Below are 25,861 nucleotides of genomic sequence, written 5' to 3' on the forward strand. Positions count from 1 at the left end.
TGCGCAATTGCGCACCTGAGAGTCTCGAGGTTCTCAGATGCGCAATTGCGCATCATAGTTCGATGCTACGCATCGCCCCGGAACGATGGTGCGAGTGAGGCCTAGAGCCCCAACACCATCTTCGCGACGATATCGCGCTGGATCTCGGATGAGCCGCCGAAGATCGTATACGCCCGGCCGTTGAGATATTCCGGCACCACCGGCAGCATCTCCTCGGGGATGCCCGGTGCCTCGTTGAGCCGGTAGAGCGGCCGCATTGGTTCGACATAGAGGCCGTCATTGCCGATCACGTCGACGCCGAGCCGCGTCACCGCCTGGCGGATTTCGCTGACGCGCAGTTTTAGGAGCGACGACACCGCGCCAGGATTTTGCCCGGTCTGCAGCGCCGACAGCACGCGCAATTCCGTCATCTCGAGTGTATCGATATCGACCTCGATTTCCGACATCCGCACCGCGATATCGGGATCGTCGATGGCGCGGCCGGTCGCGTCAGATTCGGCAAGGCTAGAGACCGTCTTCAGCGCATCGCGCAGCTTGGCCGAGGCGATGCCGGAGCCGCGTTCGAACTCGAGCAGATATTTGCCGTAGGTCCAGCCCTTGCCTTCCTCGCCGACGCGGTTGGCGACGGGCACGCGCACGTCGTCAAAAAACACCTGGTTGACCTCATGATCGCCACCGATGGTGAGAATCGGCCTTATGGTGATACCTGGCGTCTTCATGTCGATCAGGATGAAAGAGATGCCGTCCTGCTGCCGTTCGGTCTCGTTGGTGCGCACCAGCGCGAACATCCGGTTGGCATGGTGGGCGTGCGTCGTCCAGATCTTGGTGCCGTTGATAATGTACTCGTCGCCGTCGCGCACCGCGCGAGTTTTCAGCGAAGCGAGGTCGGAGCCGGAGCCCGGCTCGGAATAGCCCTGGCACCAGTAATCCTCGCCGGAGAGAATCCGCGGCAGATAAAAATTCTTCTGCTCGGGCGAGCCGAAGCCGATGATGACCGGGCCAACCATCTTGACGCCCATCACGTTCACGTTTGGCGCGCCGGCGCGGGCGCATTCGGCCTCAAAAATCCAGCGTTGCGCCGGCGTCCAGTCGGGCCCGCCATGATCTACCGGCCAGCCCGGCGCGCCCCAGCCCTTGTTGTGCAGCGCGCGCTGCCAGGCCATGCCGATATCAGGATCGGAGAACACCGAAGGCGTCAGCGCGGTGGCGCGCTTCATTTCCGGCGTGAGGTTTGCTGCGATGAACTCGCGTACCTCTTTCTCGAAGGCGCGTTCTTCGGCGCTGAAGGTAAGATCCATGGCTAGCGTTCCTTTCAGGCCTGGACGGCGCGGCCGCCAAGGGCAGCGTGCCGGCGATAATGATGGGCGCTGCCGCCGAACAGCGTCTCGAAGGTGAGCAGCCGTTTGAAGTAGGAGCCGATATCGAGCTCTTCGGTTACGCCCATCGCGCCATGAAGCTGGACCGATTGCTCGGCGACGAAGCGGGCGCATTTACCGATCTTGGCTTTGGCGCCCGAAGCGGCACGGCTGCGCGCCACCGGTTCGGCATCGGCCATCAGTGCGGCGCGCAGCGCCATCGAGCGCGCTTCGTCGCACTGCATGGCCATATCCGCCAGGCGATGGCGGATCACCTGATTGGCCGATAGCGGTCGGCCGAACTGCTTTCGTATCTTGGTATATTCCAGCGTCTGGTCGAGCAGCGTCTGCATGATACCGACGGCTTCGGCACCGAGCGCAGCCATGGCGCGATCGACCGCGCCCTCGATCGCCGGCAGCGCGTCGCCGCCGTCGCCAAGCAGAGCATCGGCGGGAAGCTGCACATCCCTGAGTTCGAGGTTGCAGGCGCGGCCGCCACCAAGCCGGGGGAAGTCGCGTGCGGCGAGTCCGGGAATGCCGCGCGGCACGATGAACAGACCAAGCTTGCCGCCATCGATGCGCGCCGAGACGACGATCTGCGCGGCGGCGCTGCCGTCGAGGACGGCGGTCTTCTGCCCGTCGATACGCCAGCCGTCAGGTGTTCTCTTTGCTGTCGTAGCCACCTTGGCAAGGTCGTATCGCGCCTGTCGTTCGGAATGCGCGAATGCCAGAATCAGTGAACCATCGGCAATTTTCGGCAACAGTGCCTGCTTCTGCGCCTCAGAGCCGCATTCCGAGATCAACGATGCGCCGATGACGACGGTTGAAAGATATGGTTCGGAAACGAGCGCACGTCCGAACGCCTCCATCAGGATGCCGATCTCGATCGCGCCGCCGCCGAGCCCGCCATGCGACTCGGCAATCGGCAGCGCCAACCAGCCGAGATCGGCGAACTGTTTCCAGATGTCGGCGCTGAAGCCGAGCGGATCATTGGCGATCCGGCGGCGATGATCGGCGGTATAGGTCTCGCTGACGAAGCGGTCGGCACTTTCGCGCAGCAGCCGCTGCTCGTCGCTCAGGGTGAGGTCCATCTGATTTGCTTTGCCTTTTTCTTAGCTGGCCTGTGCCGGTTTCCGGACGGAGGGATGGAGGCCCGCGGGATCGACGATCGTCCCGAATTCCTGCAGATTGTGCGCGTGGCAGAGCTGATGCAGCGCGAATGCCTGCTCGATCGCCGCAGGTTGTCCCATCACGTCGACTGAACGGTTGACCGCTTCCTTGGTCAGCTTCAGCGCGAAGGAAGGTTTTGCCGCGATCCTTTCAGCAAGCTTTATCACGAAGGGGGAAAGCTCGTCCCGCGGCACGACGTGGTTGACCATGCCGAGCCGGTGCGCTTCCTCCGCGCTCCAGACGTCGGCGGTGAACAGCAATTCCTTGGCCTTGCGCGGGCCGAGCTCCCAGGGATGCACGAACCATTCGACGCCGCAGACGCCCATGGTGACCACGGGATCACAGAACTCGGCATCATCGCTTGCGACAATGAGGTCGCAGGCCCACGCCAGCATCAATCCGCCGGCGATGCATTTGCCGTGCACTTCGGCAATCGTCGGCTTTGCGAGGTTGCGCCAGCGTCGCGTGATCTGCAGATAGATTTCCTGCTCGCGCGCAAAGCGGCCGTGGGCGTTGGGTTCGGCGAACCCGCCCCAATTTCCGATCGGCGGAAAATCCACGCCGGCAGTGTTCTTAGCCGCCGGACGCAGATCATGCCCGGACGAAAAATGCGGGCCGTTGCCGGCGAGAACGATGACCTTGACCGCATCGTCCTGCACCGCCTGATCGAAGGCGGCGTTGAGGTCGTAGGTCATCTGCAGGTTCTGCGCGTTGCGCGCCTCGGGCCGGTTCATCACGATCCGCGCGATGCGCGGCTCCGGTCGCTCTACGACGATGGTTTCGAAAGCGGTCAATCGGCCCTCCCTCTATTATTGTCGGGCCATGTTGTTATTTCGGCGAATGATAGGCAAGGGCCATCGGGCTACAAAATGAACCTGAGGCAGGCTCGTGCCTTGCATGCCAGACGCAACCAATCAGATAGGTTGGCGTTGAACGTTTCTTTGGGAGAGTTCGATGCGCAGATTTTTAACCGTGCTGGCGACGCTGTCGTGCCTGAGTCTGACCAATTGCGGCTACAACGCCATCCAGACCAATGACGAGCGGGTCAAGTCCGGTTGGTCGGAAGTGGTCAACCAATACCAGCGCCGCGCCGATCTGGTGCCCAACCTCGTCAATTCCGTAAAAGGCTTTGCGCAGCAGGAAAAAGACGTGCTGCTCGGCGTCACCAATGCCCGCGCCAAGGTTGGCAGTATCCAGGCCACGCCGGAGGTGCTGAACGATCCCGCCGCGTTCCAGAAATTCCAGGCCGCCCAAAGCGAACTTACGAGCGCGCTGTCGCGGCTGTTGGTCGTCACCGAAAATTATCCGCAGCTCAAATCGGACGCGCTGTTTCGCGATTTGATGGCGCAGCTCGAAGGCACCGAAAACCGCATCACGGTGGCGCGCAACCGCTACATCAAGGCGGTGCAGGACTATAACGTCGGCATCCGCACGTTCCCAAACAATCTGACGGCGATGGCGTTCGGCTACAAGGAAAAGCCGAATTTCGCGGTGGAGAACGAGAAGGCGATCTCGACGGCGCCGAAGGTTGACTTCAATCCGACGCCGGCGCCCGCCAAGTAGCGGCTGAAAAGGCCACCGCGATGAACGCTGCGAGAGCGTCCCTTCTTGCGCTACTGCTGTGCTGGGCTGCTTCAGCCCTGGCGCTCGTCGCGGTTCCGCCCTTGAGCGGGCCGGTCGTCGATCAGACCGGCACGCTCACCGCCGGCGACATCGCCGCGCTGACGCAGCGGCTGAAGGATCTCGAGACGCGAAAGGGCAGCCAGATCGCGGTGCTGATCGTGCCGACGACCGACGGCGAGGCCATCGAGCAACTCGCGCTCCGCGTCGCGGAAGCCTGGAAGATCGGCCGCAAGAAAATTGACGACGGCGCGCTGCTCGTGATCGCCAAGAACGATCGCCGCTTGCGGATCGAGGTCGGCTACGGCCTCGAGGGCGCGCTCACCGATGCCACCACCAAGCGCATCATCGACGAGGACATCACGCCAAAATTCAAGAGCGGCGATTTCGCCGGCGGCGTTTCGGCAGGCGTCAACCGGATGATTGCGGTCGCCAATGGCGAGAAACTGCCGGAGCCGGAGCCGCCACACTGGCAAAGTCCCGGCCTGTCCAACTATGTCGACCCGTTCAATCCATTTATTCTCGTCTTCGTTTTCATTGTCGGCGGGGTGCTGAGGGCGGTGCTCGGCCGATTCATCGGCGCGGCGGCAACCGGCGGCATCGCGGGAATCTTCGGCTGGTTCGTTGCGGGATCGCTCGCAGCGGCTATCCTCATCGGCCTTATCGCGTTTGTCGTAAGTTTCCTCGTCCAGAACATGGGCTCGATGGGGCCAAGCGTGGGACGCCGCGGCAGAGACAGTGGATGGGTTGGTGGCAGCGGCGGCTCCTGGTCCGGCGGTAGCAGCTCCAGCGACAGCGGGTTCCGCGGTGGTGGCGGCAGCTTTGGCGGCGGCGGTGCATCGGGGAGCTGGTAGACATGAGCATCAAACGTATCATCAGGCATCTTCTCCAGCATCACTGGCGCCGCCGCCGCGATTTCCCGCCAGCCGTCTTGGCGAGGATCGAACAGGCGATCAAAGCGGGCGAGGCAACTCATTCCGGACAGGTCCGTTTCGTGGTCGAAGGCGCGCTCGACGGCGCGCCGTTGTTTCGCAACCAACCCGCGCGAGAACGGGCGCTGGACGTCTTTTCGCATTTGCGGATATGGGATACCGCCGACAATAACGGCGTGCTGATCTATCTCTTGCTTGCCGATCACGACGTCGAGATCGTCGCCGACCGCGGCATCAATGCCAAGGTCGGCGCAGCCGGCTGGGAGAAGATCTGCAAGGAGATGGAAGCGGATTTCAGGGCAGGCGATTTCGAACGCGGTGTGATCAAGGGCGTCGCCGCGGTGTCGCGCGAATTGGCGACCCATTTTCCGAAGGCTGGCGGCGGGGCGAATGAGCTGCCGGACGCGCCGGTCGTGATGTAACTCGCTATCACCGCCCTAAACCAATGGATAGTCGGCTCCACCAGTTTCCATGGTCCCAACCTATACCTCGGTACGCTTTGGCCATACCGGCGTGCAATGGCGTCACCCGGCTCTGGGTGTTACCGATCGAGGTAGAAGTAGTAAGCGGAATGCAAAGCAACGGAACCGGACCTACGAGCCGGCAGTTGCGGGAAAGGGTCGGCGGCGTAACGCCCGCCGGCCTTTCTCTTGATCGGGCGGCAAGCTGAGCCTCTCGACATGTAACGGGATCACGCCTTCACCGGAGGCCGCTCTCCCACCCGCGCCATCCAGGCCACGATATTGATGTTTGCCGTATCGAGCGGCTGGCCGACCTGGCCGGCGAAATCGAGCCAGCCATAGAGCAGGATATCGGCCAGCGTGAAGCGCTTGCTGCAGATATATTGGCGGCCATCGGCCATCTGGCCGTCGAGCCATTGCAGACGGTTGGCGGCGATCATCTTCAGGCCGGGCGAGGCCTCGGGCGCACAGAGGATGCGCTTCTCGAAAAATTTAGGCCCTCTCCGAAACGAAAGCCGTTGGCGAGCGGCTCGCAGATGTTGAGATCGATGCGCCGCGTCCACATCCGGCATTCGGCGCGTTCTTCCGGCGTAGCGCCGATCAGCGGTGGGTTCGGACGCTTCTCTTCGAGATATTCGCAGATCGCGGTGATCTCGGACAGATAGCTGCCGTCGTCGAGTTCGAGCGTCGGCATCTGCCCGTGCGGATTGCGCTTCAAATGCTCGGCCTCGCGGTTCTCGCCCTTGCGCAGATCGACCGTCTGCTTCGGCATCTCCATGCCCTTTTCCGCCATGAACATGCGGACAATGCGCGGGTTCGGCCCGACCGAGTCGTAAAGCTTCATGATGCTGTCTCTCCTGATGCTTTTTTTGCCGGCTTCGTTGTTGCGAACCGTTGAACAAGCCGCCGTTTCATTTGTCAAATGGGCGGATCGCACATTCGCCGCTGCGGAATATGTCGCGGGGCTGGCCTAGCTGTCGTCGAGCTTGTTGAGGTCACGCACCGACTGCATGATCGGTTCGAAATTCGCTCGCGCATCCAGCGCGTCGAATAATTGCGCAGTGTCCGACAACAATCCGTGCGAGCGCTGGATCGCGATCCGCACATCCTCCTGCGGCGTGTCGGACAGTCGCCCGTGGCCCGACAGCAGGATCTTTGAGTTCAGTCCCTTCAGCCGCTCCAGCGACTGAATGTAATCGGCGATGCTGCCCGAGCCGAACACGCCGCCCATGACGCCGCCGGGCATCAGCGTGTCAGAGGCAAACAATAGCCCCTTGTCCTGGTCGAACAGTGTGATGCAGGCCGAGGTGTGGCCGGGCGTGTACATCACGTTAAGGCGGAAATTGCCGAGGTCGATCAAATTGCCTTCTTCCAGCCAGAGGTCGATGTTGATCGGCACGTTCGGCTCGTTGAACATCTTGCGCAGCATCGAGAAGTCGTCGCGCAGCATGATCTTGTTGGCGGCCAGCCTGTGCGCCGCGATGAAGGCTTGGCCGTGGAAGTGATAGGCTGCGCCGATGTGGTCGAGATGCTCGTGGCTCAGCACCACCATGTCGATATCGTCGGGTTTCACCCCGATGTAATTGAGGGATGTCAGCAGGTGCGGATAGTTCGAGGACAGCCCGACATCGATCAGGATGGTACGCGAGCTCCCGCGCACCAGATAGGCGTTCGCCGCGCGGTTCTTAAAGCGGACCTGATAAACGTCTTCGGCGGCCTGGATCAGCGAACAGACATCGCTGTCAAGCAGCGTCTTGAACGGGCTTGGTCTGCGCTCGCTCATCAACCGCCCGCGGTTCGGAAGGCGACCGTGTTGGATGCCCGCAGGCGCTTGCTGAGCGCATCCATGATCATCAGCGCAAAGGCCGGCTGCTGGCTGACCAGGTAGACGAAGCGGGCGTGATTGATCCGCATCACGCGGGTCTTCGGCGAGGCCGCAATGGCCGTTGCCGAACGCGCCGAGCCGTCGATGACCGCCATTTCGCCGAAGAACTCACCCTTGCCGAGCGTGACGATCACGGTCTTGCCGGCGCCGTTCATCTTGGCGATCTCGACCTTGCCGTCGAGCACGACGAACAGTTCCCGCCCGGTCGAGCCTTCCTCAAAAATGACGTCATCTACATCAAACTCGTTGATGCATTTCTCGATGGTCATGGTGGCCCCCTGCCTTTCTGGCTGGTCGGTTGCGTCCATGTTAGTCGGGAAACAGACCGGTGCAAACGGAACCACGGATGCCGCAGGGCAGCATAGGGGACTTGGGTCCGGATGGCGGTGTGCCGGCCAAAATCGGCCCGGATGAGTTCCTAAAATTTCGGTAAGGCCCGGGCCGGTAACGATTTGGCAAGCAATAAAAGTTACCAAATGGTCAATCAATTCTGGAGAATCCAACGTGAGCGATCAGCAACCCCAGCCCACCAGCGGTGACACCGGAACCCTTGGAGCCGGGCCAGCCGGGCCGGACAAGCCGGCGCTGAGCGAGCCGGTGGCCGCTGCGGCTGAGGTCGAGCCCGTGAGACTGGCGCCCGAGCAGGAAGAGACCGCACCGAAGCCTGACGCGCCTAAGCTGGAAGCTGCCGGCACGGAAGCGCCAAAGGTCGAAACGCCAAAGGTCGAGGCACCAAAAGTTGATGCTCCCAAGATCGACGCCGTAAAACCGGAAGCGCCGCGCTTCCCCGGCAATGTGACGATCATGTCGCCTGGCGACCGCGTTGGGGCCGATGCAAAGGCTGCGCCGGTGGAAGGGTCGTCCGGCAAGCGAAAAGTTGGAGCCATGGCTGCCGTCGTGGCCTTGGCAACGGTGGCGGGGGCGCTCGGTGGTGCGCTGGCAACCGCAGGCGTTGGAAAGCTGATGGCCGGCGATTCGGTCCAGGCGTCGGCGAAGGATAGCGCGCTTGAAGCCTCGGTGGCGCGGCTCGATGCCGAGATCGGTGCACTGAAAGCCAGCCTGGAGCATACTTCCAAGACGACGACAGGCCAGCTCAACAAGGCCAGTGACCGCCTCGACAAGGTCGAAAAGGCCCAGGCCGAGCCGGCTGCGAAACTCGCCAAGCTCAGCGAGACCGTCGACAAGCTCCGCGCTGCCCAGGCTTCCGCAACGACGGCTGCCGTGCCGGCCCCTGCGAAGGAAGTGACCGGCTCAGTGCCGCAACAGGTTGCTGCCGCAGCGCCAGCACCCGCGGCTCCGCCCAAGCCTGAAGTCGCCCGGCTGCCAACCGTGGAGGGCTGGGTACTGCGCGATGTCGTCAACGGCAGCGCGCTGATCGAGGGCCGCCGCGGAATGTATGAGGTCTATGCCGGCGATCCCGTGCCCGGTCTCGGCCGGGTCGACGCCATTCGCAAGCAGGATGGCCGCTGGGTGGTCGTGACCAGCAAGGGCCTGATCGTCGCGCGATAACGGCACGGCTAACGGACAGCAAGGCGCTTCACGGCGATGTGAAGCGCCTTTAATCTTGAATAGACCTCTTTGCGCGGTGTTAGTTGCGACATGAGCCGCGCGCCAAGATTTCTCGCCATTTTGTTTGCTCTGCTGTGTGGTGCTTTGTCGGCGCGCGCGGCACAAGATGCGGCGCTTGAGCGCGGTGCCGCCATCACCGATCCCGCGACGTTGCGCGAGCTCGATGCCGGGAAATTTCGCCTCGATCGCATGCTGGTGCCGGAGCGGTCGGCGGATATTCCGCTTGCCAACAGCGAACTGTTCGCCTTGCCATCGTTGGCGGCGGTCCGGCAGGCGATCGACGGCGAGTTCGATCGCTACATGGCGCGGCATCACACGAACCTGCCGAAGGAGACGATCGGCGTCGGCGAGAGCTTCGATTTCCATTTGTTCGACCGCGCGTTGCTCTATTCGGCTGAGACGCGGTTCGTGTTGGCCGGCATCATCAACCGTATGGACCGCACTTACGCCGCAGAAGCAAGCTGCGGTGAGATCCGCCTGATCTATCGCCTGACGCGGATGAACAAGGCGGCTGGCGACGATGCTTCGCCGCCGCGGCTGCCGATGACGTTGAACCTCGTGCTGAAGGCAAGAGGCGAAGGTTCGGCGATCGCGTGTTCCGAAATTGCCAGGCGCTGGCTCTCAGCGTCGGTCGACGGAAAGCTGTCGGCGAGCGATGGCCCGCTCGACCTGATCGACTATCAGAATATCGACCGCATCGAGACCAATCTCCAGATCGCGCACGCGCCGAAATCCTCAGTTCGCGAATTCCGTACCGATTATCTGCTTAAGATGTTTCGCTACGATCGGGACGCGCGGGCGTTCGTGGAATCGCCGATGGAGAACCAGATCGACCGCGCGCGCCTTCTGGCGGACGACCGCCTCAGGCGCGAGTTCAGCGGATGGTTGCTCGATCCCGTCAACCTCGTTGCCTTCGATCGCGGCACCGTGCTGATCCCGGAAAAATTCCTCGCGAGCAGCGCGATCGCGCCAACGCCGGTCGGATTCGATCCATCGGATCTGGAGCCTGAATTTGGACTGGTGCAAGGAGAGGGCGCCGTGTTCAGCGAGGCTGACGTGGTGGCGGCGTTAAAAAAGACCATGGAAGGCGGCGCGAAGCTCCAGAATATCCGGTCACTTGCGGGGTTCGAACGGCGGCTCAACGACGTCACCTGTTCCGGCTGCCACCAGACGCGCGGCATCGGCGGCTTCCATTTCCCTGGCGTCGACTGGATGGCGGACAAGCCTTCGAACACAACCGTAGTGCCGGCATCGCCGCATTTCTTCGGCGACCAGATCCGCCGCCGCGATATTCTTAACGCGCTCCGCGATGGCAAGGCGCCGAATTATTCGCGCGGATTTGCCAACCGTCCGCAGTTGCGCGGCAGCACCGAACTCGCCGGCAGCAATTATTCCGATGGCTGGGGCGCGCATTGCTATGTGCAGGGCAAGCCGGCCGCCACCACTGACGCGAGCTTTCGCGACTGGACCTGCGCCGAGGGCCTGACGTGCCAGGCCGCCGGCAAGACCTCGCGCTTCGGCATGTGCTTCGTCAAAAGCCGCTAGCGCTGCGGACCATCACTTGGCGTAATGCGTCAGGCGCTTGCCGGGCAACAGATCATAGGCCGATTTCCAGCCCGGCAACTGCGCCATCCGTCCGAGCCAGGCGTTGATCGCGGGATGGCTCACCGCCCAATCATATCCGGTCTCGTCAGCGGGATAATGCAGATAGGCCATCATGGAAATGTCGGCCACCGTCGGCCGTTCGCCGATGGCAAATGCATTCTTCTGCATGTGCTGTTCGAGGATCGACAGGAAATCGTCGAGCCGCCTGCGGAAATGTTTCAGCACGTGCTCGTCCGGCGACGGCGTGAAGGTGCGGAAATAGCGATAGGTCGCCATGTAGCCGGTGAGCTTGTGGTTGTCCCAGAACAGCCAGCGCAGCAGTTCGAACTCCTCCTGCTCGATCTCACCACCGAACCGGCCGAATTGCTTTGCCAGCTTGAGCAGGATCGGCGCCGTCTGGGTGAGACGCTCGCCGTCGACCTCAAGCACGGGAATTTCGCCCATCGGGTTGACATCGCGCCGCCATTCCGGCGTACGCGTGACGCCGCCGCCGAAATCGGTCCATACCGGCTCGAACTTCTGCCCGCACAGAGTGAGCATCAGCGCGAGCTTGTAGCTGTTTCCCGACTCCGGGAAGTAATGCAGTCGATAGCTGGGCATGGCGGCTTACGCCACTGCGCCGGCCGAGCGCAGCGCTTTGATTGCTGCCTCGTCATAGCCGGCGTCGCGCAGGATTTCGTCGCTATGCTCTCCGATGCCGGGCGGCTTGCGCGGCTGGACCTTGCGGCTGCCGTCGATCCAGATCGGACTATTGATCGTCAGCATAGTGTCGTTTTCGAACGGCACTAGCACCTCGTTCTCAATCATCTGCTTGTCGTTCGGAATATCATCGAGGATGCCGACTACGCCGAAGACCAGGCCGTTGCCGTCGAGTATCCTGCGCCATTCCGCGAGGTCCTTGGTCGCAAACGTCTCGTCGAAAATCTTGATCAGCTCGACCGACCGCGCGTGACGTTCCTTCTTGGTCTCGAAGCGGGGATCGGTGACGAGATCCTCGCGGCCGAGGCAGCGCGCCAGCGTCGGCCATTGCCGGTCCTCGTTGAGCAGGGAGAGGATCAGCCAGCGTCCGTCCTTGCACTGGTAGTGGTTAGTCACCGCGTTCAGCGCGCGCTCGCGCGGGCGGCGTTCGCCGAATTTCGCGCCGACCAGTTTTGCTTGCGCCAGCACCGAAGCGGCCCAGACGCCGTTGGCCATCAGGTTCGAGCTGACATGCGAGCCCTTGCCGGTGCGCTCGCGCTTGTAGAGCGCGGTGACGATCGCGCCGTAAAGCGCCATCGCGCAGGGGTGGTCGCCCATGCCGGCGATCGAGCGCGCCGGCGTCGTATGTTCATCCGCCCGCACCAGGTCCATCAGGCCGGAGCGCGCCCAATAGGCGTTGGAGTCGAAGCCGGGCTTGTTGGCTTCCTCGCCCTTTTCGCCGTAACCGGTGAAGGAAGCGTAGATCAGACGTTCGTTGTGTGGCGCCAAATGATCATGCGTGATGCCGAGTCGTTCGCGTACCTGCGGGGGATAATTGGTGATGAAGACGTCCGCCTGGGCGGCGAGACGATGCAGCACCGCCTGCCCCTCGGGCTTGGAGAGATCGAGCGCCAGGCTCTTCTTGTTGCGCGCCTCCAGCATCCACGCAAAATTGTACTCGCTGTGCGGGTAACCCGGCAAATTCGGCAGGTTGCGATAGGGATCGCCGGAGCCGGGCGGCTCGATTTTGATCACGTCGGCGCCGAAATCCGACAACACAGTGGCGGCCGCGGGCGCAGCGATGAAGCTCGCGCAATCCAGAACCTTGAGGCCGTCGAAGATACCCTTTTCCATAGTGCCGCCGCTCCGTGTGGTTTGTTGATTTTTTTCGTAAGTCGGAATTACCGTCAGCGAAAGCTGAAGTTCGGATGGGCATTTGGCCCATGTCGGGTGGGCGATGCAACTACTCGCTGCCAGACATCAGTGCTGCATTTCCGCCGGCAGCCGCCGTATTGATGGTCACCGTCTGCTCGGTTGCAAACCGCGCCAGATAATGCGGCCCGCCCGCCTTGGGCCCGGTGCCGGATAGCCCGTGGCCGCCGAACGGCTGCACGCCGACAACGGCGCCGATCATGTTGCGGTTGACATAGATGTTGCCGACCTGCAGGCGCTCGATCGTGTCTTCCACGGTATCGTCGATCCGGGAATGGATGCCGAGTGTGAGCCCGTAGCCCGAATGCTCGATCGATCGCAGCACCTGGTCGAACCGGTCGGCGCGGTAGCGCACCACGTGCAGCACCGGGCCGAACACTTCTTCCGTGAGCTGGCCGGCATCGGACAGTTCGAAAATATGCGGCGCGACGTAATTGCCTTGTGGTGCCTGACCCGCAAAGTGCATCCGGGCCTCCTGCTTCATGCGCCCGATATGCGCGTCCAGCCGCTGCTTGGCCTCGGCGTCGATCACCGGTCCGATATGCGTGGCCGGATCGCAGGGGTCGCCGATAACGAGTTCGCGGGCTGCACCCGCGATCATCTCGATCATGCGATCGGCGACGTCGTCCTGCAGGAATAATAGCCGCAGCGCCGAGCAGCGCTGGCCGGCGGAGCGGAATGCCGACGTCACGACGTCGTCGGCGACCTGTTCGGGTAGGGCGGTGGCGTCGACGACCATCGCATTGATGCCGCCGGTTTCCGCGATCAGCGGCACGATCGGCCCGTCCTTGGCGGCGAGCGCGCGATTGATCGTGCGCGCCACTTCTGTCGAGCCGGTGAAGACGACGCCGGCGATACCGGGATGCGCCACTAGCGCGCCGCCGATCCGGCCGTCGCCGGCCATCAGGTGCAGCGCTGATGCCGGGACGCCGGCTTCGTGCAACAGCCTGATGGCTTCAGCGCCAATCAGCGGCGTCTGCTCGGCCGGCTTGGCAACAACCGCGTTGCCTGCCATCAATGCCGCCGTAACCTGTCCAAGGAATATCGCCAGTGGAAAATTCCACGGCGAGATCGCGACGAAGACGCCGCGGCCGCGCAGGCGAAGTACATTGCTCTCGCCGGTCGGCCCCGGCAGCGGCTTGCCTTCGCCAAACAGCTCGCGTCCCTGCGCCGCATAGTAGCGGCAGAAGTCCACGGCTTCGCGGACTTCCGATACCGAATCGTCCAGCGTCTTTCGGCCCTCTCGTTGCAGCAGCGCGATGAAATGCGCCGCGCGCGCTTCCAACAGGTCAGCGGCCTTTTTCAGCACGGCAGCGCGCGTTCCGGCCGACGTTCTGCTCCAATTCATAAAGCGGGCGCGTGCGGCCGATACCGCCGCATTCGCCTCCATCTCCGTCGCATCCGCAATGCTTCCGGATGCGGGCAGTCGTTCCGCAGCGATGGCCGAGACGAGTTTGCTCAATGCCGCGCGTTCACCGAATTCGATTCCGCGGGAGTTCTTTCGTTGCGGCCCATAGAGGTCGCGCGGCAGCGGGATATTCGGATGTCTGGCATTGTCGGCGCTGCCGACGATATCAGCGGGGCGCCGCAGCAATTGCGAGACCGGTACCGCCTCGTCGGCGGCGAGCGCGACAAAGGATGAATTGGCGCCGTTCTCCAGTAATCGCCGCACCAGATAGGCGAGGAGGTCGCGGTGGCTGCCGACCGGCGCGTAGGTGCGATGAGCGATATCGGGACGGTCTTCGCCGAGCTTTGCATAGAGCGCTTCGCCCATGCCGTGCAGGCGCTGGAATTCGTATCCGCTCTGCTCCGTTGCCAGTTCGAGGATGGTTGCGACGGTGAGCGCATTGTGGGTGGCGAACTGCGGAAATATCCGTGGCCGCAGCGCCAGCAATTGTTTTGCGCAGGCAATGTAGTTCAGGTCCGTCATCGCCTTGCGGGTGAACACGGGATAGCCGTCGAGACCGCGTTCCTGCGCGCGCTTGATCTCGGTGTCCCAATAGGCGCCCTTGACCAGCCGCACCATCATTTTGCGGTCGAGGCTGCGCGCGAGACGATCGACGTAATCGATCACGTCAGCGGCGCGCTTTTGATAGGCCTGAACTGCGAGACCAAATCCATCCCAGCCGGCCAGCGATGGATCAACGAATGCCGCTGAGATCACATCAAGCGACAATTCCAGCCGGTCCGCTTCCTCGGCATCGACAGTGAAATTGAGGTCGTAGGATTTCGCTTGCCTGGCGAGATCGATCAGCCGCGGGACCAGTTCGTCCATCACCCGCGCGCGGCTTATGGCCTCGAAGCGCGGATGCAACGCGGAGAGCTTGACCGAAATACCGGGCCGGTCGGGCAGGGGATGGTCATCGGCCGTGCGGCCGATCGCCTCGATGGCGCTGGCATAGGAAGTGAAGTAGCGCGCGGCGTCATCGGCGGTGCGGGCGCCTTCGCCGAGCATGTCGAAGGAGTAGCGTTGCTGGCGCGCAGAACGCGGTTGCGCCCGCGACAGCGCCGCCTCGATGGTCTCGCCGAGCACGAAATGGTTGCCCATCAGGCGCATCGCCTGCCGCGTTGCGGCCCGCACGGCCGGTGCGCCCAGCCGCTTGGTCAGCCGGCCGATGGTGCCCTGCGGGGTCTCCCCGGGTTGGATCACGCGGGCCGACATGCCGAGCGCCCACGCCGAGGCGTTGACCAGGAAGGCGCTCGACCTGGTTTCATGATGGACGAAGTCGCCCTGGGCCAGCTTGTCCTCGATGAACTGGTCGGCGGTGCGGGCGTCCGGGACCCGCAACAGCGCTTCCGCCAGCACCATCAGCGCCAGCCCCTCCTTGGTCGACAGCGCGAACTCGCGCAGCATGTCCTCGACCCCGCCGAGCGGATCGTCATTGGCTCTGATGGCCTCGATCAGCGCAGTCGCCGTGCGATCGATGCGCCGCTCCTGCGCCGCATCCAGCCGCGCGGCCTGGAGCAGGCGGACAGCCATCGCACGGTCATCAGGCGCGTAGGGCGCGCTGAAGGGCGGAAGCGGCGACGGAGGAAACAGCATGGGATTTCTCTTGGCTTCGGCCAGTCTAGCGGGGCCAGGATGGGCGGAACAGGGCCGCAAGCCCCCTCAATTGCGCAGGGGATGGCGGCGCCGGCGGAACCAACTGGCGCATGGAAAACACAGCGGCCGGAATTTCCGCGGCCTGGTCCACGGAATCGCGGGCTTGCTGGTTGGCAGCGTGCAGGAGCCGCGCTAATCGTCAGGCACGCCCGTCGCTTGGGAACAGCAGGGATCATGAGAGACGCCGCCTCGCCGATACCGGGAAGCCGAACGCGGAACAGTTTTGCGGCCGTGCTTGGCGTGCTCCTGGCCGCGCTGCTTGCAGCGCTGCCGGCGAGAGCGATCGAGATGAGCGCCGAGGTCGCCAACCTCTACAGCTCGGTTTCGATCTATCCGCCGTCAGCCAAATCCATGACCGTGTGCTACGGCTTCGTCTGCCGGCGCCGCGAGATCCTCGATTTCACGGCCGCCGATCGCAGCGCGCTGACGCAGATCATGCAAGCAGGCCGCGCCTCGGCCGCGGCCGAACGCGCCGCCGTGCAGAAGGCGGTGGTGTGGTTCGACCGCCGCATGGGACCGATCATCGGCACCAACAAGCGCGTGCCGAAGGCTGATTTCCGCTACTTCGACGACAAGCACAATTACGATTGCTGGGACACGACGCGCAACACGACCAGCCTGCTGCTGGTGCTGCAGGAGTGGGGCCTGTTGAAGCATCATGCGATCGGCGACCCGCGTTATCGCGGCAATACGCTGGTGTTGCAGACGCCGCACAACACCGCGGTGCTGGTCGATCGCGCCACCAAGGTCGAATGGGTCGTCGATCTCTGGCCGCGCGGCTACCTGCAGCCACCCGACGTGATGACGGTCCAGAAGTGGGTCACGGAAGATTGAGCGGCCGGTTTTTCGCGCAACGATCTGACTATCGTGCGTGCAGAAGCGGTGCCCGCTCCGCCGAACGCTCACAGTTTTCGAAGAGTTTCTTAAGCCCTACTCCCGGATTTAGGTCCGAGAGTGCGCCGTTGCCGATTGCGCGGTCGCGCTAAACCTTGAGGTTCTCGGCCGAAGTCTTGCCGCGGTTGGCGATCTCTTCGTACTCGACGGTCTGCCCTTCATTGAGCGTCGAAAGCCCAGCTTTCTCAACTGCCGAAATATGAACGAACACGTCCTTGCCGCCGCTTGAGGGCTGGATGAATCCGTATCCCTTGGTCGGATTGAACCACTTCACCGTACCTTTAGCCATTCACGTCGTCTCCGCGGAATCAAAAAAATAAACGAGCCGCCGGTCCCCGCACTAACCGGCATGCCCGTACCATCAGGATACGCGGGTTGGGGCAGGCTGGGTAGCGTAAACGGATCGGCCGTTTCGGCAAAAAAGCCCCCATTCCCAGCCGATTCGCGCCGTTTTGCCGGTTTCGCGCCCATTTGACGCGGCCGGGCGGCCGGCAATTTCAATTTTTGGCGAGTGGATCGATCCGCTGCATTGACGCCATCCTTCCGCCTGGAGGGAGGCGGCGGCGAGCCTTCGGCATGGCTGCGCCGCGTTCGCCGACAACTTTCTGAACGATTGTTCAGGTGTGAAAGAACATTGCCTGCGCTTCGAACCACCATTGCCGGAGCGATTTCACGCAGCGGCGCTTTGCTCTTCGTTAGCCAGCGCCGGCAGCATCCGCGCATCGGTCGCGCTGCGTACGATCATCGGCTCGTTGCGCCCGCGGATCTCGACTTCATGCTGCGGCAGCGCGTCGGCATCTAGTCCGGCAGTTTCGCGAACTTCGTCCGAGATGACGACTTCGCATGCAAGGCTCTTGGTCATGTCCTGCAGGCGCGCCGCGACGTTGACGGCGTCGCCGAGCGCGGTGAACACCATGTGATCTCGGTAGCCGATATCGCCGACGATCACTTCGCCGCCGTTGATGCCGATGCCGAAGCGGATCGGTTCGCGCAAATCATGTTCGAGAAATTTATTCAACTCGTCGACATTGGCGGCGATCATCGCCGCTGCGCGTAACGCCTGACGGCAGGCGTTCTGGCGGGTGGTCGAAAGCCCGAACAGCGCCAGCATGCCGTCGCCGACGAACTGGTTCGGCATGCCGCCGCTCTCGAGCACCGCCTGCGACACCGCGCCAAGGAATTTATTGACGATGAAGACGGTGTCGAACGGCAGGCGCTTTTCCGCGAGCTTGGTCGAGCCGCGCATGTCCACGAACAGGCTGACGAGATAGCGCTCCTGACCGATCCGCGTCGGGTTCGACTCGTGGCCGTCGGCGGAGGTGTGCGGCAGGAAGAGTTGAAAGAATGAAAGATCGGTCGGCGGCCGTAATTGACAGGCGAGGCGGATGGATGGATCCGACGTGCCGACCCGGCTAAGCACGAACGCCTCGCGCTGCGACGGCTCCGGCAGCACAGAGCAGTCGCCGATGATGCGGATGCGGCAGGTCGAGCACCGGGCGCGGCCGCCGCACACGCTGGCATGCGGCACGTTGTTGCGCAGGCTCGCCTCGAGTACACTCAGGCCCTTTGGCACACGGACGGTGCGCCCGTTGCCGTAGGAGAGGCTGATCATGCCGCGGCGACGCTCGTTGATCGTGCGCACGCCTCTCGCCACCAGCGCGATACCGATCAGGCCGAAATAGCCGAACAGGAAATAGTCGGTGATGCGTTCGAGCGCCTGCGCCTCGGCCCGCGTGCCGATCTGGCGCTCCGACTGGGTTTGCGCCCGCCATTCGGCGCTGTCATTGTTAATCACCATGCGCCCGCTCTGATAGAAGCCGAGCATGGAAAGCGTTGGAATCAGCACCGCCGCGGCGAGCAGGAACGGCGCGGCGCGCTTGTAGAACGCCCGCATGCGCAGCCACAGATACAGCCCGATGCAGCCATGGACCCAGGCGATGATCATCACCGCGAGCATCATCCAGATCCGCCACGGCGCCCAGATCCAGTACAGGAACAGCACCTGCGGATAGAGCTTCTCATGTCCGTAGAGCGTCTGGCCGAGCCGGACGCCGACGATATGGGCGATGATCAGCATCGGTATGCTGAGCCCGAGCGCAAGCTGCAGCGGCTCGATCGCCTTCCAGCGGAATTGCCGGCGTTCGTAGAGGGCCCAGATGCCGAGCGCCGTGTGCACCAGGCATGCCGTGTAGAACAGGATCGTGATGGGCAGGAATTGCCAGAACGCGGTGTGGATATAGACGCCTGTCGCCAGCGCCTCCAGCGAGATGTTGCCAAGCGCGTGGTTGAGGAAATGGCTGACCAGATAGGCAAATAAAATCACGCCGGTGATAAGGCGGACCTGCCGCAGGCTGATGCCGCGGAGGAAAGTCGTGATCTGGTCTCGGGAGAGGGCGGCCATGCGATCCATGGGTCAATATTCGGTGATGGTAGCGTTTAATTTATCCGGTGAATACCATCTACCGTCGTCCCTGCGAAAGCAGGGACCCATACGCCGCGGCCTCTCTGTAGTGCTGTAGCCCATGGTGTTTTCCTTATCACGATCGGTGGTTATGGGTCCCTGCTTTCCGCAGGGACGACGGAGGATCACTTTTTCTGCAGGGCACGTTGACACCTCCGGGCCAGTCGACGAGAAAGCGCGTCGTGACGATTGCCCAGCCCCATAAAAGCAAAGCCAGTCCCGCCACGCAGCCGTGGCTTGCCGTGGCGCTGCTGATTGCCGCATTGACGGCGATGCGCTTCGTCTATGCAAGCGTGCTCGATCTGCGTACCGACGAGGCCTATTACTGGACCTGGTCGAAGGAGAGCGCGCTCGCTTTTCTCGATCATCCGCCGGGCATCGCCTGGCTGATCCGGTTCGGCACCGCGATTTTCGGCGACACCAATCTCGGCGTGCGGTTCGGCGGCATCGTCGCGATGCTGATCACGCAGCTTCTGCTCGCCGACATCGTCCGGCGCGTGACGCATGACGTGCGTGCCGTCATCTTTGCGGTGCTGTTGCCGGAAGCGGCGCTGTATTACGGGCTGCTGATGGCGAAGGTCGCGCCCGACACCGCGATGATCCCGTTTGCGGTCGCGATGCTGTGGGCGCTGGTGCGGCTCAACGAGAGCGGCAACCCGCGCTGGTGGCTTGCCGCGGGACTGTTTGCAGGACTGGCGCTGCTGTCGAAGTTCACCGCGATCATGCTGCTGCCGGCGGTGATCGCATTTGTGCTGGTACCGGACTGGCGGCGGCGCTGGCTGCTCAGCCAGTATCCATGGCGGGCAGCGCTGATCGCGGTGATCGTGTTCTCGCCAGTCTTGATCTGGAACGCGCAACATGACTGGGCTTCGTTCCGTTTCCAGTTCGTGCGCGCGGTTGCGACCCACCAACTGTCGCTGCGTACCGTCGGCGAATTCATCGGCCTGCAGTTCGGGCTCGTCGGCTTCGTGCTGCTGCCGGTGGTGCTCTCCGGCGTCACGCTGACGGCGTGGCGCGGCTATCGCACGCGCGAGCCGGTCGCGATCCTGCTGTCGACCGCCGTGCTCGTGCCCTTCCTCTATTTCCTCTGGAAGTCGCTGACGCTCCGCGTCGGCGACACCTGGCCGATGTTTTTGTGGCCCGCCGGCTTTGCCGCGACCGCCATCAATCTCGTCATGCTGCCGCGTGAGGGCTGGCCAGACTGGATCGTGAAGTCGACGTTCTTGTGGGCGAGGGTGGCCGTCATCTCCGGCATCGCTTTCGTGGTCGGCGTGTTCTTCTATTACGTCGCGGCACCCTGGAATTTCATCGGCAGGACCGATCCCGTCGGCGGCGAGGCCGGCTATGAGCAGGTCGCGGCCCGCGCCCGCGAGCAGTTGCAGAAGACCGGCGCGACCTGGATCGCGACGTCGGATTATCGCACCTATGCAATGCTGCGCTGGCATTTCAAAGGGCAGGTGCCGGTCATCCAGATCAACGAGCGTGGACGGTTTCAAGGCTTTCGCGATCCCGGCATGAACCTGATCAAGGATCATCCCGGCCTCTATGTCGCCCGCGAGCCGGACCACCGCCTGCCGCTGTGGGATCTCACCACCGCGAAGCGGCAGCCGCTGGAGCGGGTCGAGCGCGTCTGGCGCGGGATGGTGATGGATACCTATGCGCTGGAAAAACTGAACGGCTGGACGCCCGAACTCTCGCCGGCGCAGGATTCGCCGCTGTTCCGCTGGCGCGTGCTGGCAGGGATGATGCGGTTTGATGCCAGCCTCTCGTGAGGCCGTCATCCCCCGCGTATGCGGGGGATCCAGTACGCTGCGGCTTCTCGATTCAATCACTGACGTCTCTGGGATACTGGATCACCCGCTGGAGCCTGTCATCGGGCGCGCATTCGCGCGACCCGTTGGCGGGTGATGACAGTTGAATGTGCGTTCGCGATCTCGCCGCATCATTCGCGCGAGTTTTGCCTTTAGAACTTGCCGCCCTCTCATTCAGAGGGCGCAGGGAAGACCGGGTGCGCGCTGCACCCGCGGTCTCGCGTGCGATTTGCGCAAACAAAAGTGCACACGAGCATACAGGTACAGCGGGAGCATCCCGGCCTTCCCTGCGCAAGAGAAAATAAATATCCCGATGGATTTCCAGAGAGGCATATGGAAAGCCTAAGCTATTGATCGGCCACGAACTCTCCCCATACCATGCCACTCGGTTCTGTTGGCACTCCCACACACCATTGGGACAAAATCGGGGACACACATGGCACGCAACGTTCGCTACTCCAGCCTTGAGACGCGCACGGCGCGGCTGAAGCTCGCCGTTCGGCGGAAGCCGTACAGCGGTCCGTCGCTCGCGCGCGGCGTCTCGCTGATGTACAGGCGCAACGTGACGAGCGGCTCTTGGGTGGTCAAGGCCAGTGACGGCCACGGAGCATACTGGACAAAGGTCGTCGGAATCGCCGACGACTACGACGACGCCAACGGCAAGAATGTGCTGGACTTCTTTCAAGCGCAGGGCGTGGCGAAACAACTCGCGCGCGGCGGCGAGGACGGCAGCGACGACACCGCACCGATTACGGTCGATGGAGCGCTCAAGGACTACAGGCGTGATCTCGAAGCGCGCGGAGCGAATGCGTACAACGCTCAATCACCGCGCGCGCATTTGACACCGGTGCTACTGGCTAAACCAGTGCAACTGCTTAACGCGCACGAGCTGAAAAAATGGCGCGACGGTCTTCTCGGCAAGGTCGCACCGGCCACAGTCAATCGCATTTGCAGATGCCTATGCGCCGCCTTGGAATTGGCGCGACAGCACGACGAGCGCATTCAGAACCGGCAAGCATGGGAAATTGGGCTGGCTGCTCTGCCGGACGCTCAAGAGGCGCGCAACGTCATCTTGTCGGACGATAAGGTTCGCGAATTCGTCAGCGCCTGCTATGGCCTTGAACATCAGTTTGGGCTGCTGGTTGATACGTTGGCAATAACTGGCGCACGACCAAGCCAAGCGGTTCGGCTCCGCGTCGAGGACCTGCACTATCATCCCGTCCGACCGAAACTGATGATGCCCAAGTCCGGCAAAGGCGGCGGTAGAAATCGCGCCGCTAAGAAGAACGAGCGGTACAGCGTGCCCATCACCGTGCAGCTCGCGGCGAAGCTGAAGGCAGCAGTCAAAGGCCGTGCATACGATGCACCTCTATTGCTACAAAGCGATGGCAGACCTTGGGACCGCAACCCTGGGCAGAACTATCACCGGCAGGTTGACAAGGCCGTCGCTGCCACCGGCCTCGATCCAGCCGTTGTAACGATATACGCGCTACGGCATTCGAGCATCGTGCGAATGCTGCTGCAGAACGTTCCAATCAGGTTGGTTGCATCGCTTCATAATACAAGCGTCATAATGATTGAACGAACCTACTCGAGGTTTATCACCGAACACACTGACGATATCTCGCGCAAGGCGCTGCTGCAGCATGAGGAGCCGCAAGCAGGCAACGCCGACAACATTATTGCCTTGGCGAGATGAAGCCACAACGAACTTACGAGCGGGTCGTGATCCAGCGCCATCGTCAGTCTGAAGATTTCTGCTTCTGACTGGAGCAGATGGCAACGCCCTGCAAGTCTCTGAGTTGTTGGATCAGATTTGAAGAGTCGGTGCTAGTATGCCCAAACTCAGCAACAGATCGGGAGGTCGGCGTCGATCACCCGGAGTATCGCCGGTCCGCGACTCGCAAGTCCGTTCCGTTCACATGACTAGCTTCATGACATTTACCGCTCTCTCTAACGCGCAATGGGAGGCCATTCGTTCGACCCGCACCAACTGGCCGAACGGAATCGATTACCGGCGTGAGATCGAGCGGATCGGACAAGACTATTGGGATGCGCAAGCTGCCAGGGAGATTTGGGTCAAGCGATTGCAGGGAAAACAACCGGCAAAGCAGCGGGAGAAAATCCACAAGGCGTGGATATCATCGCAACAGCTGCGGACCGCTCTGGCAGCACTGGGTAATGACGGCCTGCTCGATGATGATTTCCCCTATCCCGATCTCGAGTCACCGGAGAATAGGCTTGAAGCGTGGCTCTCTGAGTATGATCTTTGGGTTCGGCCATTTGCCGGCAAGAGCAACCCGATTCAGGCGGAACTAGAATGGCGCTTGCTGGCCCTTTGGAAGAAGGCCGGCGGGAAGCTGGTTTTTACGAGGGAGCAGGAACCTGGGATGCGGCGACCGACCAAGCCTGTTCGCAGGCTACTGCGCGAGCCAGGCACTCCCTACGGACCCTTGATAGATTTTCTCACGCACACCCTCCACGCCATTCTTGGTAGGTCTCTCACTCCATCCGGGATTGCCGGAATCATCGACCGTCATCGAGGGCGACGACCACCACACGATCCCTTCCTGATGTACGCGATGCGAGTCCGAATCATCGGGTCGTGATTCGCCCGAGTCATCCGGCTACACGAGCAATTAACGAGCAAAATTCAAATCTGCCGCAAGACATTGAATTGCAATGATGTTTCGCCACTTCCTTTATCGATCCTGCACTGAGCATCGATCGTAAACTTATCTGAGCAGATCAACTGCGCTTCATTGCCTCCTACGCGCAACCATACAGTAGGAGCAGATAACACGATGGCCCGCCCTGAGATTACTGGCCGTAAGATAGCATCGCTGGACGCCGCGGAAGCGGACGCCTTTTCGGTCAAAGAATTTTGTCGCCGCAACGGCATCTCTGTGCAGCTGTTCTACAAACTCCGCAACCAGATGCCCCGCACGTTCAACGTCGGGACGCGCGTGCTGATTTCCAAGGAAGCGGCTGCTGCATGGCGTCGCGAGCGCGAGCAGGCGGCGGAGGCAGCTAACGGCATCGCCTAGTTAGCGCGGAAAGAAACGGCGGCGCGCCGGCCGCTCTCTCCAATTTCTCTCTCACGGAATCTCTTAGAATGTTTGTCAGCAATACCAGCGCGCTCACGGGCGCGCCAACCTGTAACGATTTCCCCGAGCAGGAAACCGCCGGACGGGTTTTCCATCCACTGCCGGCGCACAGCTACGATCTGATCGTTATCGATCCGCCGTGGCCGTTCGCAACATGGAGTGCGGCTGGGGAAGGCAAGTCCGCATCGAAGCATTATCGCGTGATGACGCTTCCGACATCAAGGCGTTGCCGGTCCGTGATTTGTTGAAGGACAACGCTGTTGTTCTCCTCTGGACGACCGGCGCGATGCTTTCGCACGGGGTGGCCGTTATGGAGGCGTGGGGCATCACCTTCAAAACCGAGCTTGCCTGGCGCAAGGTCACGCGCAACGGCAAAGTGCGCATGGGCTGCGGCTTCTGGGCGCGCAGCATGCATGAGCCTATCCTGCTGGGCACGGTCGGCAAGCCGAGCAAATTCACGCTGCCGTCTTGCTTCGACGGAATCGCGCGCGAGCACAGCCGCAAACCGGATGAATTCTACCGCATGATCACGGACCGGACGCCGAACCTGCGGCGTGCCGACGTGTTCGCTCGCGAAAAGCGCAAAGGCTGGGACGTTTGGGGTGACGAGGTCGAGAAATTCTCGCCGGCTGCCAGTGAGCAGCCACCCCTTAGCTTCACCTCTTAAAAGGAGACTAGGTATGAAGAAACCTAACGGAAACCGTCGCGAGTATTCGATTCATTCACTCTTCGGCGTGCTCTCCATAGCAGAGGGCTTGCTCTGCCCGAGCTGCAATCGCGCTATTCAGAGCTACGACTTGGAGTCGATCTATCGGTCTGCTTTTCAGATCAATTGTGGCGGTTGCCACCGTACGCTGCTCGCTTACGAGGAGCCGCGGAAGTGAAACTCTCGGCTCCAGCTTGCGTGCTTTCCGATGCGATCTCGCTTGCGAGCGTGATCAAGCGGGGCGGCAATAGCCCGTGCTTCGCGCATCTCGCCACGACTGGGGACGCCGTCTCTATCACGTGCACCGAGAATACAGTGGGCACGATCGCGACCAGCGTCTCCCCAACGATCCAAGAACCGGGCGAGATTGCCGTTTCCATAGCTCGTCTTGCCACTCTTCTTTCCAGCTTCACGGCCGACGCGATCGTCGACATCGAAGGGACCACCGGCGCAGTTAACGTGGTCTCTGGCACTAGCCGTTTACGATTGCCGGCTGTTTCGGTTGTCGAATCGCCAGCGGCAATTACCATCGATCAAGAGGTTGGACGTGTCGAGATCAGCAGCGCCGACCTTCTCCAACTCCTGGAGCCACTCGCAGTAGCGGACCGCACCAGGTTGCAGCTAACAGGCGTTTTTCTGCACGGCGTCGGCCATCAGCTCGTCGCGGTTTCCACGGACGGAATCAGGTTGATCCGTACGAGCGTTGCCGCCTCCACGTTCTCGGAGGACCGTACTCTCATTGTGCCTACCGAGGTTGGCATTGTGGTGCGCCGGCTGTTGCAAAAGGCTGGTGCATCTCGCGTTACGCTTCGGCGATCCCGTAGCCTGATTGCCTTTGAAGCTCCGTCTTTCAGCTTCACCGCTCGCTTGATCGATTCCAGTTTCCCGGCTTATGAAGGCTTGATTCCACCGCCCGCACCAAACTCAGTTTTCTGCAACCGTGGCGACTTGCTCGCAGCACTGTCGCGGCTCGGCGCCGCCGCTTCGAGCAATGACACCGCGCTGGTTGCACTATCCTGGGGAGACGGCCGATGCCTGGACCTTCACCTGGCACGACGCCCGCTTGATGGTGCCGATGTCATTGCGGCCGAAGTGCATGGCAGTGCGGAGGCTGCGCTTTCGCTTCCGCAATTCGCAGCGTTGCTAAAGGAATTTAGTGACGAGCACGTCCTGCTCGAAACTGCAAACGAATTGCCGGTTGTGATCTGTGGTGCGAGCGAGAAGCTGGCGCTCATCGTCCGCTCGAAATGGAACTTCGGTAGTCGCGGGAGAAGGACATGAGGGTCCATGTC

24 protein-coding genes are annotated in these 25,861 nt (G+C 62.1%); 12 read left to right on the forward strand and 12 right to left on the reverse strand.

Annotation, left to right across the window (positions count from 1 at the left end):
* Window positions 1–101: 101 nt before the first annotated feature.
* The 3 genes from RX328_RS06400 to RX328_RS06410 are packed head-to-tail and all read right to left on the reverse strand — an operon-like array spanning window position 102 to window position 3,319.
* Window positions 102–1,298 carry an acyl-CoA dehydrogenase family protein gene (locus RX328_RS06400; RefSeq protein WP_213251914.1) on the reverse strand — a complete coding sequence of 399 codons (1,197 nt, stop codon included), beginning with the start codon at window positions 1,296–1,298 and terminating at the stop codon, window positions 102–104.
* 14 nt (window positions 1,299–1,312) lie between these two features.
* Window positions 1,313–2,446 carry an acyl-CoA dehydrogenase family protein gene (locus RX328_RS06405; protein WP_213251915.1) on the reverse strand — a complete coding sequence of 378 codons (1,134 nt, stop codon included), beginning with the start codon at window positions 2,444–2,446 and terminating at the stop codon, window positions 1,313–1,315.
* A 21-nt stretch (window positions 2,447–2,467) separates the two neighbouring features.
* Window positions 2,468–3,319 (reverse strand): enoyl-CoA hydratase, encoded by an 852-nt coding sequence (locus RX328_RS06410; protein ID WP_213251916.1) that lies wholly within the window; start codon window positions 3,317–3,319, stop codon window positions 2,468–2,470.
* Window positions 3,320–3,479: 160 nt separating this feature from the next.
* Here RX328_RS06410 and RX328_RS06415 point away from each other — a divergent pair, with 160 nt between their 5' ends.
* Genes RX328_RS06415 through RX328_RS06425 form a run of 3 tightly spaced genes read left to right on the forward strand, consistent with a single transcriptional unit; the run spans window position 3,480 to window position 5,499 of the window.
* Window positions 3,480–4,088 carry a LemA family protein gene (locus tag RX328_RS06415; RefSeq protein WP_213251917.1) on the forward strand — a complete coding sequence of 203 codons (609 nt, stop codon included), beginning with the start codon at window positions 3,480–3,482 and terminating at the stop codon, window positions 4,086–4,088.
* Window positions 4,089–4,108: 20 nt separating this feature from the next.
* The gene (locus tag RX328_RS06420; protein ID WP_213251918.1) at window positions 4,109–4,999 is read left to right on the forward strand and encodes a TPM domain-containing protein; all 891 of its coding nucleotides are present in this window, start codon (window positions 4,109–4,111) and stop codon (window positions 4,997–4,999) included.
* A 2-nt stretch (window positions 5,000–5,001) separates the two neighbouring features.
* A complete protein-coding gene (locus RX328_RS06425; RefSeq protein WP_213251919.1) occupies window positions 5,002–5,499 on the forward strand; it encodes a TPM domain-containing protein in 498 nt (165 codons plus the stop codon).
* 269 nt (window positions 5,500–5,768) lie between these two features.
* Here RX328_RS06425 and RX328_RS06430 read toward each other — a convergent pair whose 3' ends face one another.
* The 4 genes from RX328_RS06430 to RX328_RS06445 form a co-directional block, all read right to left on the reverse strand.
* Entirely contained in the window at window positions 5,769–5,978 is a 210-nt protein-coding gene (locus tag RX328_RS06430; RefSeq protein ID WP_249726429.1) for a glutathione S-transferase C-terminal domain-containing protein, read from the reverse strand.
* Between the two features lie 2 nt (window positions 5,979–5,980).
* The gene (locus RX328_RS06435) at window positions 5,981–6,382 is read right to left on the reverse strand and encodes a glutathione S-transferase (protein ID WP_249726430.1); all 402 of its coding nucleotides are present in this window, start codon (window positions 6,380–6,382) and stop codon (window positions 5,981–5,983) included.
* A gap of 126 nt (window positions 6,383–6,508) precedes the next feature.
* Complete coding sequence (locus RX328_RS06440) at window positions 6,509–7,321, reverse strand: MBL fold metallo-hydrolase (protein ID WP_213251920.1); 813 nt, start codon at window positions 7,319–7,321, stop codon at window positions 6,509–6,511.
* A complete protein-coding gene (locus RX328_RS06445; RefSeq protein ID WP_213251921.1) occupies window positions 7,321–7,692 on the reverse strand; it encodes a Crp/Fnr family transcriptional regulator in 372 nt (123 codons plus the stop codon). Before RX328_RS06445 ends, RX328_RS06440 begins: the two co-directional genes overlap by 1 nt.
* 235 nt (window positions 7,693–7,927) lie before the next feature.
* Between RX328_RS06445 and RX328_RS06450 the strand changes: the two genes are divergently transcribed.
* Together RX328_RS06450 and RX328_RS06455 are read left to right on the forward strand one after the other, a co-directional pair.
* A complete protein-coding gene (locus RX328_RS06450; RefSeq protein ID WP_312018021.1) occupies window positions 7,928–8,932 on the forward strand; it encodes a hypothetical protein in 1,005 nt (334 codons plus the stop codon).
* Window positions 8,933–9,022: 90 nt separating this feature from the next.
* Complete coding sequence (locus tag RX328_RS06455; protein ID WP_213251922.1) at window positions 9,023–10,537, forward strand: hypothetical protein; 1,515 nt, start codon at window positions 9,023–9,025, stop codon at window positions 10,535–10,537.
* A 12-nt stretch (window positions 10,538–10,549) separates the two neighbouring features.
* Here the strand turns inward: RX328_RS06455 and RX328_RS06460 are convergent, their stop codons facing one another.
* The 3 genes from RX328_RS06460 to putA form a co-directional block, all read right to left on the reverse strand.
* The gene (locus RX328_RS06460) at window positions 10,550–11,197 is read right to left on the reverse strand and encodes a glutathione S-transferase family protein (RefSeq protein WP_213251923.1); all 648 of its coding nucleotides are present in this window, start codon (window positions 11,195–11,197) and stop codon (window positions 10,550–10,552) included.
* Window positions 11,198–11,203: 6 nt separating this feature from the next.
* Complete coding sequence (locus tag RX328_RS06465) at window positions 11,204–12,409, reverse strand: CaiB/BaiF CoA transferase family protein (protein ID WP_213251924.1); 1,206 nt, start codon at window positions 12,407–12,409, stop codon at window positions 11,204–11,206.
* A 109-nt stretch (window positions 12,410–12,518) separates the two neighbouring features.
* Window positions 12,519–15,530: a bifunctional proline dehydrogenase/L-glutamate gamma-semialdehyde dehydrogenase PutA gene (gene putA / locus RX328_RS06470; RefSeq protein WP_213251925.1), complete on the reverse strand. Its 3,012-nt coding sequence runs from the start codon at window positions 15,528–15,530 to the stop codon at window positions 12,519–12,521.
* Between the two features lie 234 nt (window positions 15,531–15,764).
* On the opposite strand from putA, the gene RX328_RS06475 reads away from it, so the two are divergent.
* The gene (locus tag RX328_RS06475) at window positions 15,765–16,424 is read left to right on the forward strand and encodes a hypothetical protein (RefSeq protein WP_213251926.1); all 660 of its coding nucleotides are present in this window, start codon (window positions 15,765–15,767) and stop codon (window positions 16,422–16,424) included.
* A gap of 148 nt (window positions 16,425–16,572) precedes the next feature.
* Here the strand turns inward: RX328_RS06475 and RX328_RS06480 are convergent, their stop codons facing one another.
* Both RX328_RS06480 and RX328_RS06485 read right to left on the reverse strand, forming a co-directional pair.
* The gene (locus RX328_RS06480) at window positions 16,573–16,773 is read right to left on the reverse strand and encodes a cold-shock protein (RefSeq protein WP_028351035.1); all 201 of its coding nucleotides are present in this window, start codon (window positions 16,771–16,773) and stop codon (window positions 16,573–16,575) included.
* A gap of 381 nt (window positions 16,774–17,154) precedes the next feature.
* A complete protein-coding gene (locus RX328_RS06485; protein ID WP_213251959.1) occupies window positions 17,155–18,885 on the reverse strand; it encodes an adenylate/guanylate cyclase domain-containing protein in 1,731 nt (576 codons plus the stop codon).
* A gap of 332 nt (window positions 18,886–19,217) precedes the next feature.
* On the opposite strand from RX328_RS06485, the gene RX328_RS06490 reads away from it, so the two are divergent.
* The 6 genes from RX328_RS06490 to RX328_RS06515 all read left to right on the forward strand — a co-directional run bounded on the left by RX328_RS06490 (window position 19,218) and on the right by RX328_RS06515 (window position 25,850).
* Window positions 19,218–20,717, forward strand: coding sequence for a glycosyltransferase family 39 protein (locus RX328_RS06490; RefSeq protein WP_213251960.1), 1,500 nt, complete (start codon window positions 19,218–19,220; stop codon window positions 20,715–20,717).
* Window positions 20,718–21,303: 586 nt separating this feature from the next.
* Complete coding sequence (locus RX328_RS06495) at window positions 21,304–22,455, forward strand: site-specific integrase (RefSeq protein ID WP_317258625.1); 1,152 nt, start codon at window positions 21,304–21,306, stop codon at window positions 22,453–22,455.
* A 235-nt stretch (window positions 22,456–22,690) separates the two neighbouring features.
* Window positions 22,691–23,365, forward strand: a complete 675-nt coding sequence (locus RX328_RS06500) for a hypothetical protein (RefSeq protein ID WP_213251928.1) — start codon at window positions 22,691–22,693, stop codon at window positions 23,363–23,365.
* 195 nt (window positions 23,366–23,560) lie between these two features.
* Window positions 23,561–23,803: a hypothetical protein gene (locus tag RX328_RS06505; protein WP_213251929.1), complete on the forward strand. Its 243-nt coding sequence runs from the start codon at window positions 23,561–23,563 to the stop codon at window positions 23,801–23,803.
* Window positions 23,804–24,107: 304 nt separating this feature from the next.
* Window positions 24,108–24,530, forward strand: coding sequence for an MT-A70 family methyltransferase (locus RX328_RS06510; RefSeq protein WP_317258626.1), 423 nt, complete (start codon window positions 24,108–24,110; stop codon window positions 24,528–24,530).
* A gap of 213 nt (window positions 24,531–24,743) precedes the next feature.
* On the forward strand, window positions 24,744–25,850 hold the full coding sequence (locus RX328_RS06515) for a DNA polymerase III subunit beta (protein WP_213251930.1): 1,107 nt from the start codon (window positions 24,744–24,746) through the stop codon (window positions 25,848–25,850).
* Window positions 25,851–25,861: the final 11 nt, after the last annotated feature.

Source organism: Bradyrhizobium sp. sBnM-33 (assembly GCF_032917945.1).
Classification (GTDB): Bacteria; Pseudomonadota; Alphaproteobacteria; order Rhizobiales; family Xanthobacteraceae; genus Bradyrhizobium.

Coding starts and splice junctions, on each gene's coding strand:
- RX328_RS06485 (WP_213251959.1), bottom strand. CDS start 18,885: ATGGCCGCCCTCTCCCGAGACCAGATCACGACTTTCCTCCGCGGCATC.
- RX328_RS06495 (WP_317258625.1), top strand. CDS start 21,304: ATGTACAGGCGCAACGTGACGAGCGGCTCTTGGGTGGTCAAGGCCAGT.
- RX328_RS06505 (WP_213251929.1), top strand. CDS start 23,561: ATGGCCCGCCCTGAGATTACTGGCCGTAAGATAGCATCGCTGGACGCC.
- RX328_RS06490 (WP_213251960.1), top strand. CDS start 19,218: ATGCGCTTCGTCTATGCAAGCGTGCTCGATCTGCGTACCGACGAGGCC.
- RX328_RS06475 (WP_213251926.1), top strand. CDS start 15,765: ATGAGAGACGCCGCCTCGCCGATACCGGGAAGCCGAACGCGGAACAGT.
- RX328_RS06480 (WP_028351035.1), bottom strand. CDS start 16,773: ATGGCTAAAGGTACGGTGAAGTGGTTCAATCCGACCAAGGGATACGGA.
- RX328_RS06455 (WP_213251922.1), top strand. CDS start 9,023: ATGAGCCGCGCGCCAAGATTTCTCGCCATTTTGTTTGCTCTGCTGTGT.
- RX328_RS06465 (WP_213251924.1), bottom strand. CDS start 12,409: ATGGAAAAGGGTATCTTCGACGGCCTCAAGGTTCTGGATTGCGCGAGC.
- RX328_RS06460 (WP_213251923.1), bottom strand. CDS start 11,197: ATGCCCAGCTATCGACTGCATTACTTCCCGGAGTCGGGAAACAGCTAC.
- RX328_RS06425 (WP_213251919.1), top strand. CDS start 5,002: ATGAGCATCAAACGTATCATCAGGCATCTTCTCCAGCATCACTGGCGC.
- RX328_RS06440 (WP_213251920.1), bottom strand. CDS start 7,321: ATGAGCGAGCGCAGACCAAGCCCGTTCAAGACGCTGCTTGACAGCGAT.
- RX328_RS06400 (WP_213251914.1), bottom strand. CDS start 1,298: ATGGATCTTACCTTCAGCGCCGAAGAACGCGCCTTCGAGAAAGAGGTA.
- putA (WP_213251925.1), bottom strand. CDS start 15,530: ATGCTGTTTCCTCCGTCGCCGCTTCCGCCCTTCAGCGCGCCCTACGCG.
- RX328_RS06430 (WP_249726429.1), bottom strand. CDS start 5,978: ATGATCGCCGCCAACCGTCTGCAATGGCTCGACGGCCAGATGGCCGAT.
- RX328_RS06405 (WP_213251915.1), bottom strand. CDS start 2,446: ATGGACCTCACCCTGAGCGACGAGCAGCGGCTGCTGCGCGAAAGTGCC.
- RX328_RS06420 (WP_213251918.1), top strand. CDS start 4,109: ATGAACGCTGCGAGAGCGTCCCTTCTTGCGCTACTGCTGTGCTGGGCT.
- RX328_RS06415 (WP_213251917.1), top strand. CDS start 3,480: ATGCGCAGATTTTTAACCGTGCTGGCGACGCTGTCGTGCCTGAGTCTG.
- RX328_RS06445 (WP_213251921.1), bottom strand. CDS start 7,692: ATGACCATCGAGAAATGCATCAACGAGTTTGATGTAGATGACGTCATT.
- RX328_RS06500 (WP_213251928.1), top strand. CDS start 22,691: ATGACATTTACCGCTCTCTCTAACGCGCAATGGGAGGCCATTCGTTCG.
- RX328_RS06435 (WP_249726430.1), bottom strand. CDS start 6,382: ATGAAGCTTTACGACTCGGTCGGGCCGAACCCGCGCATTGTCCGCATG.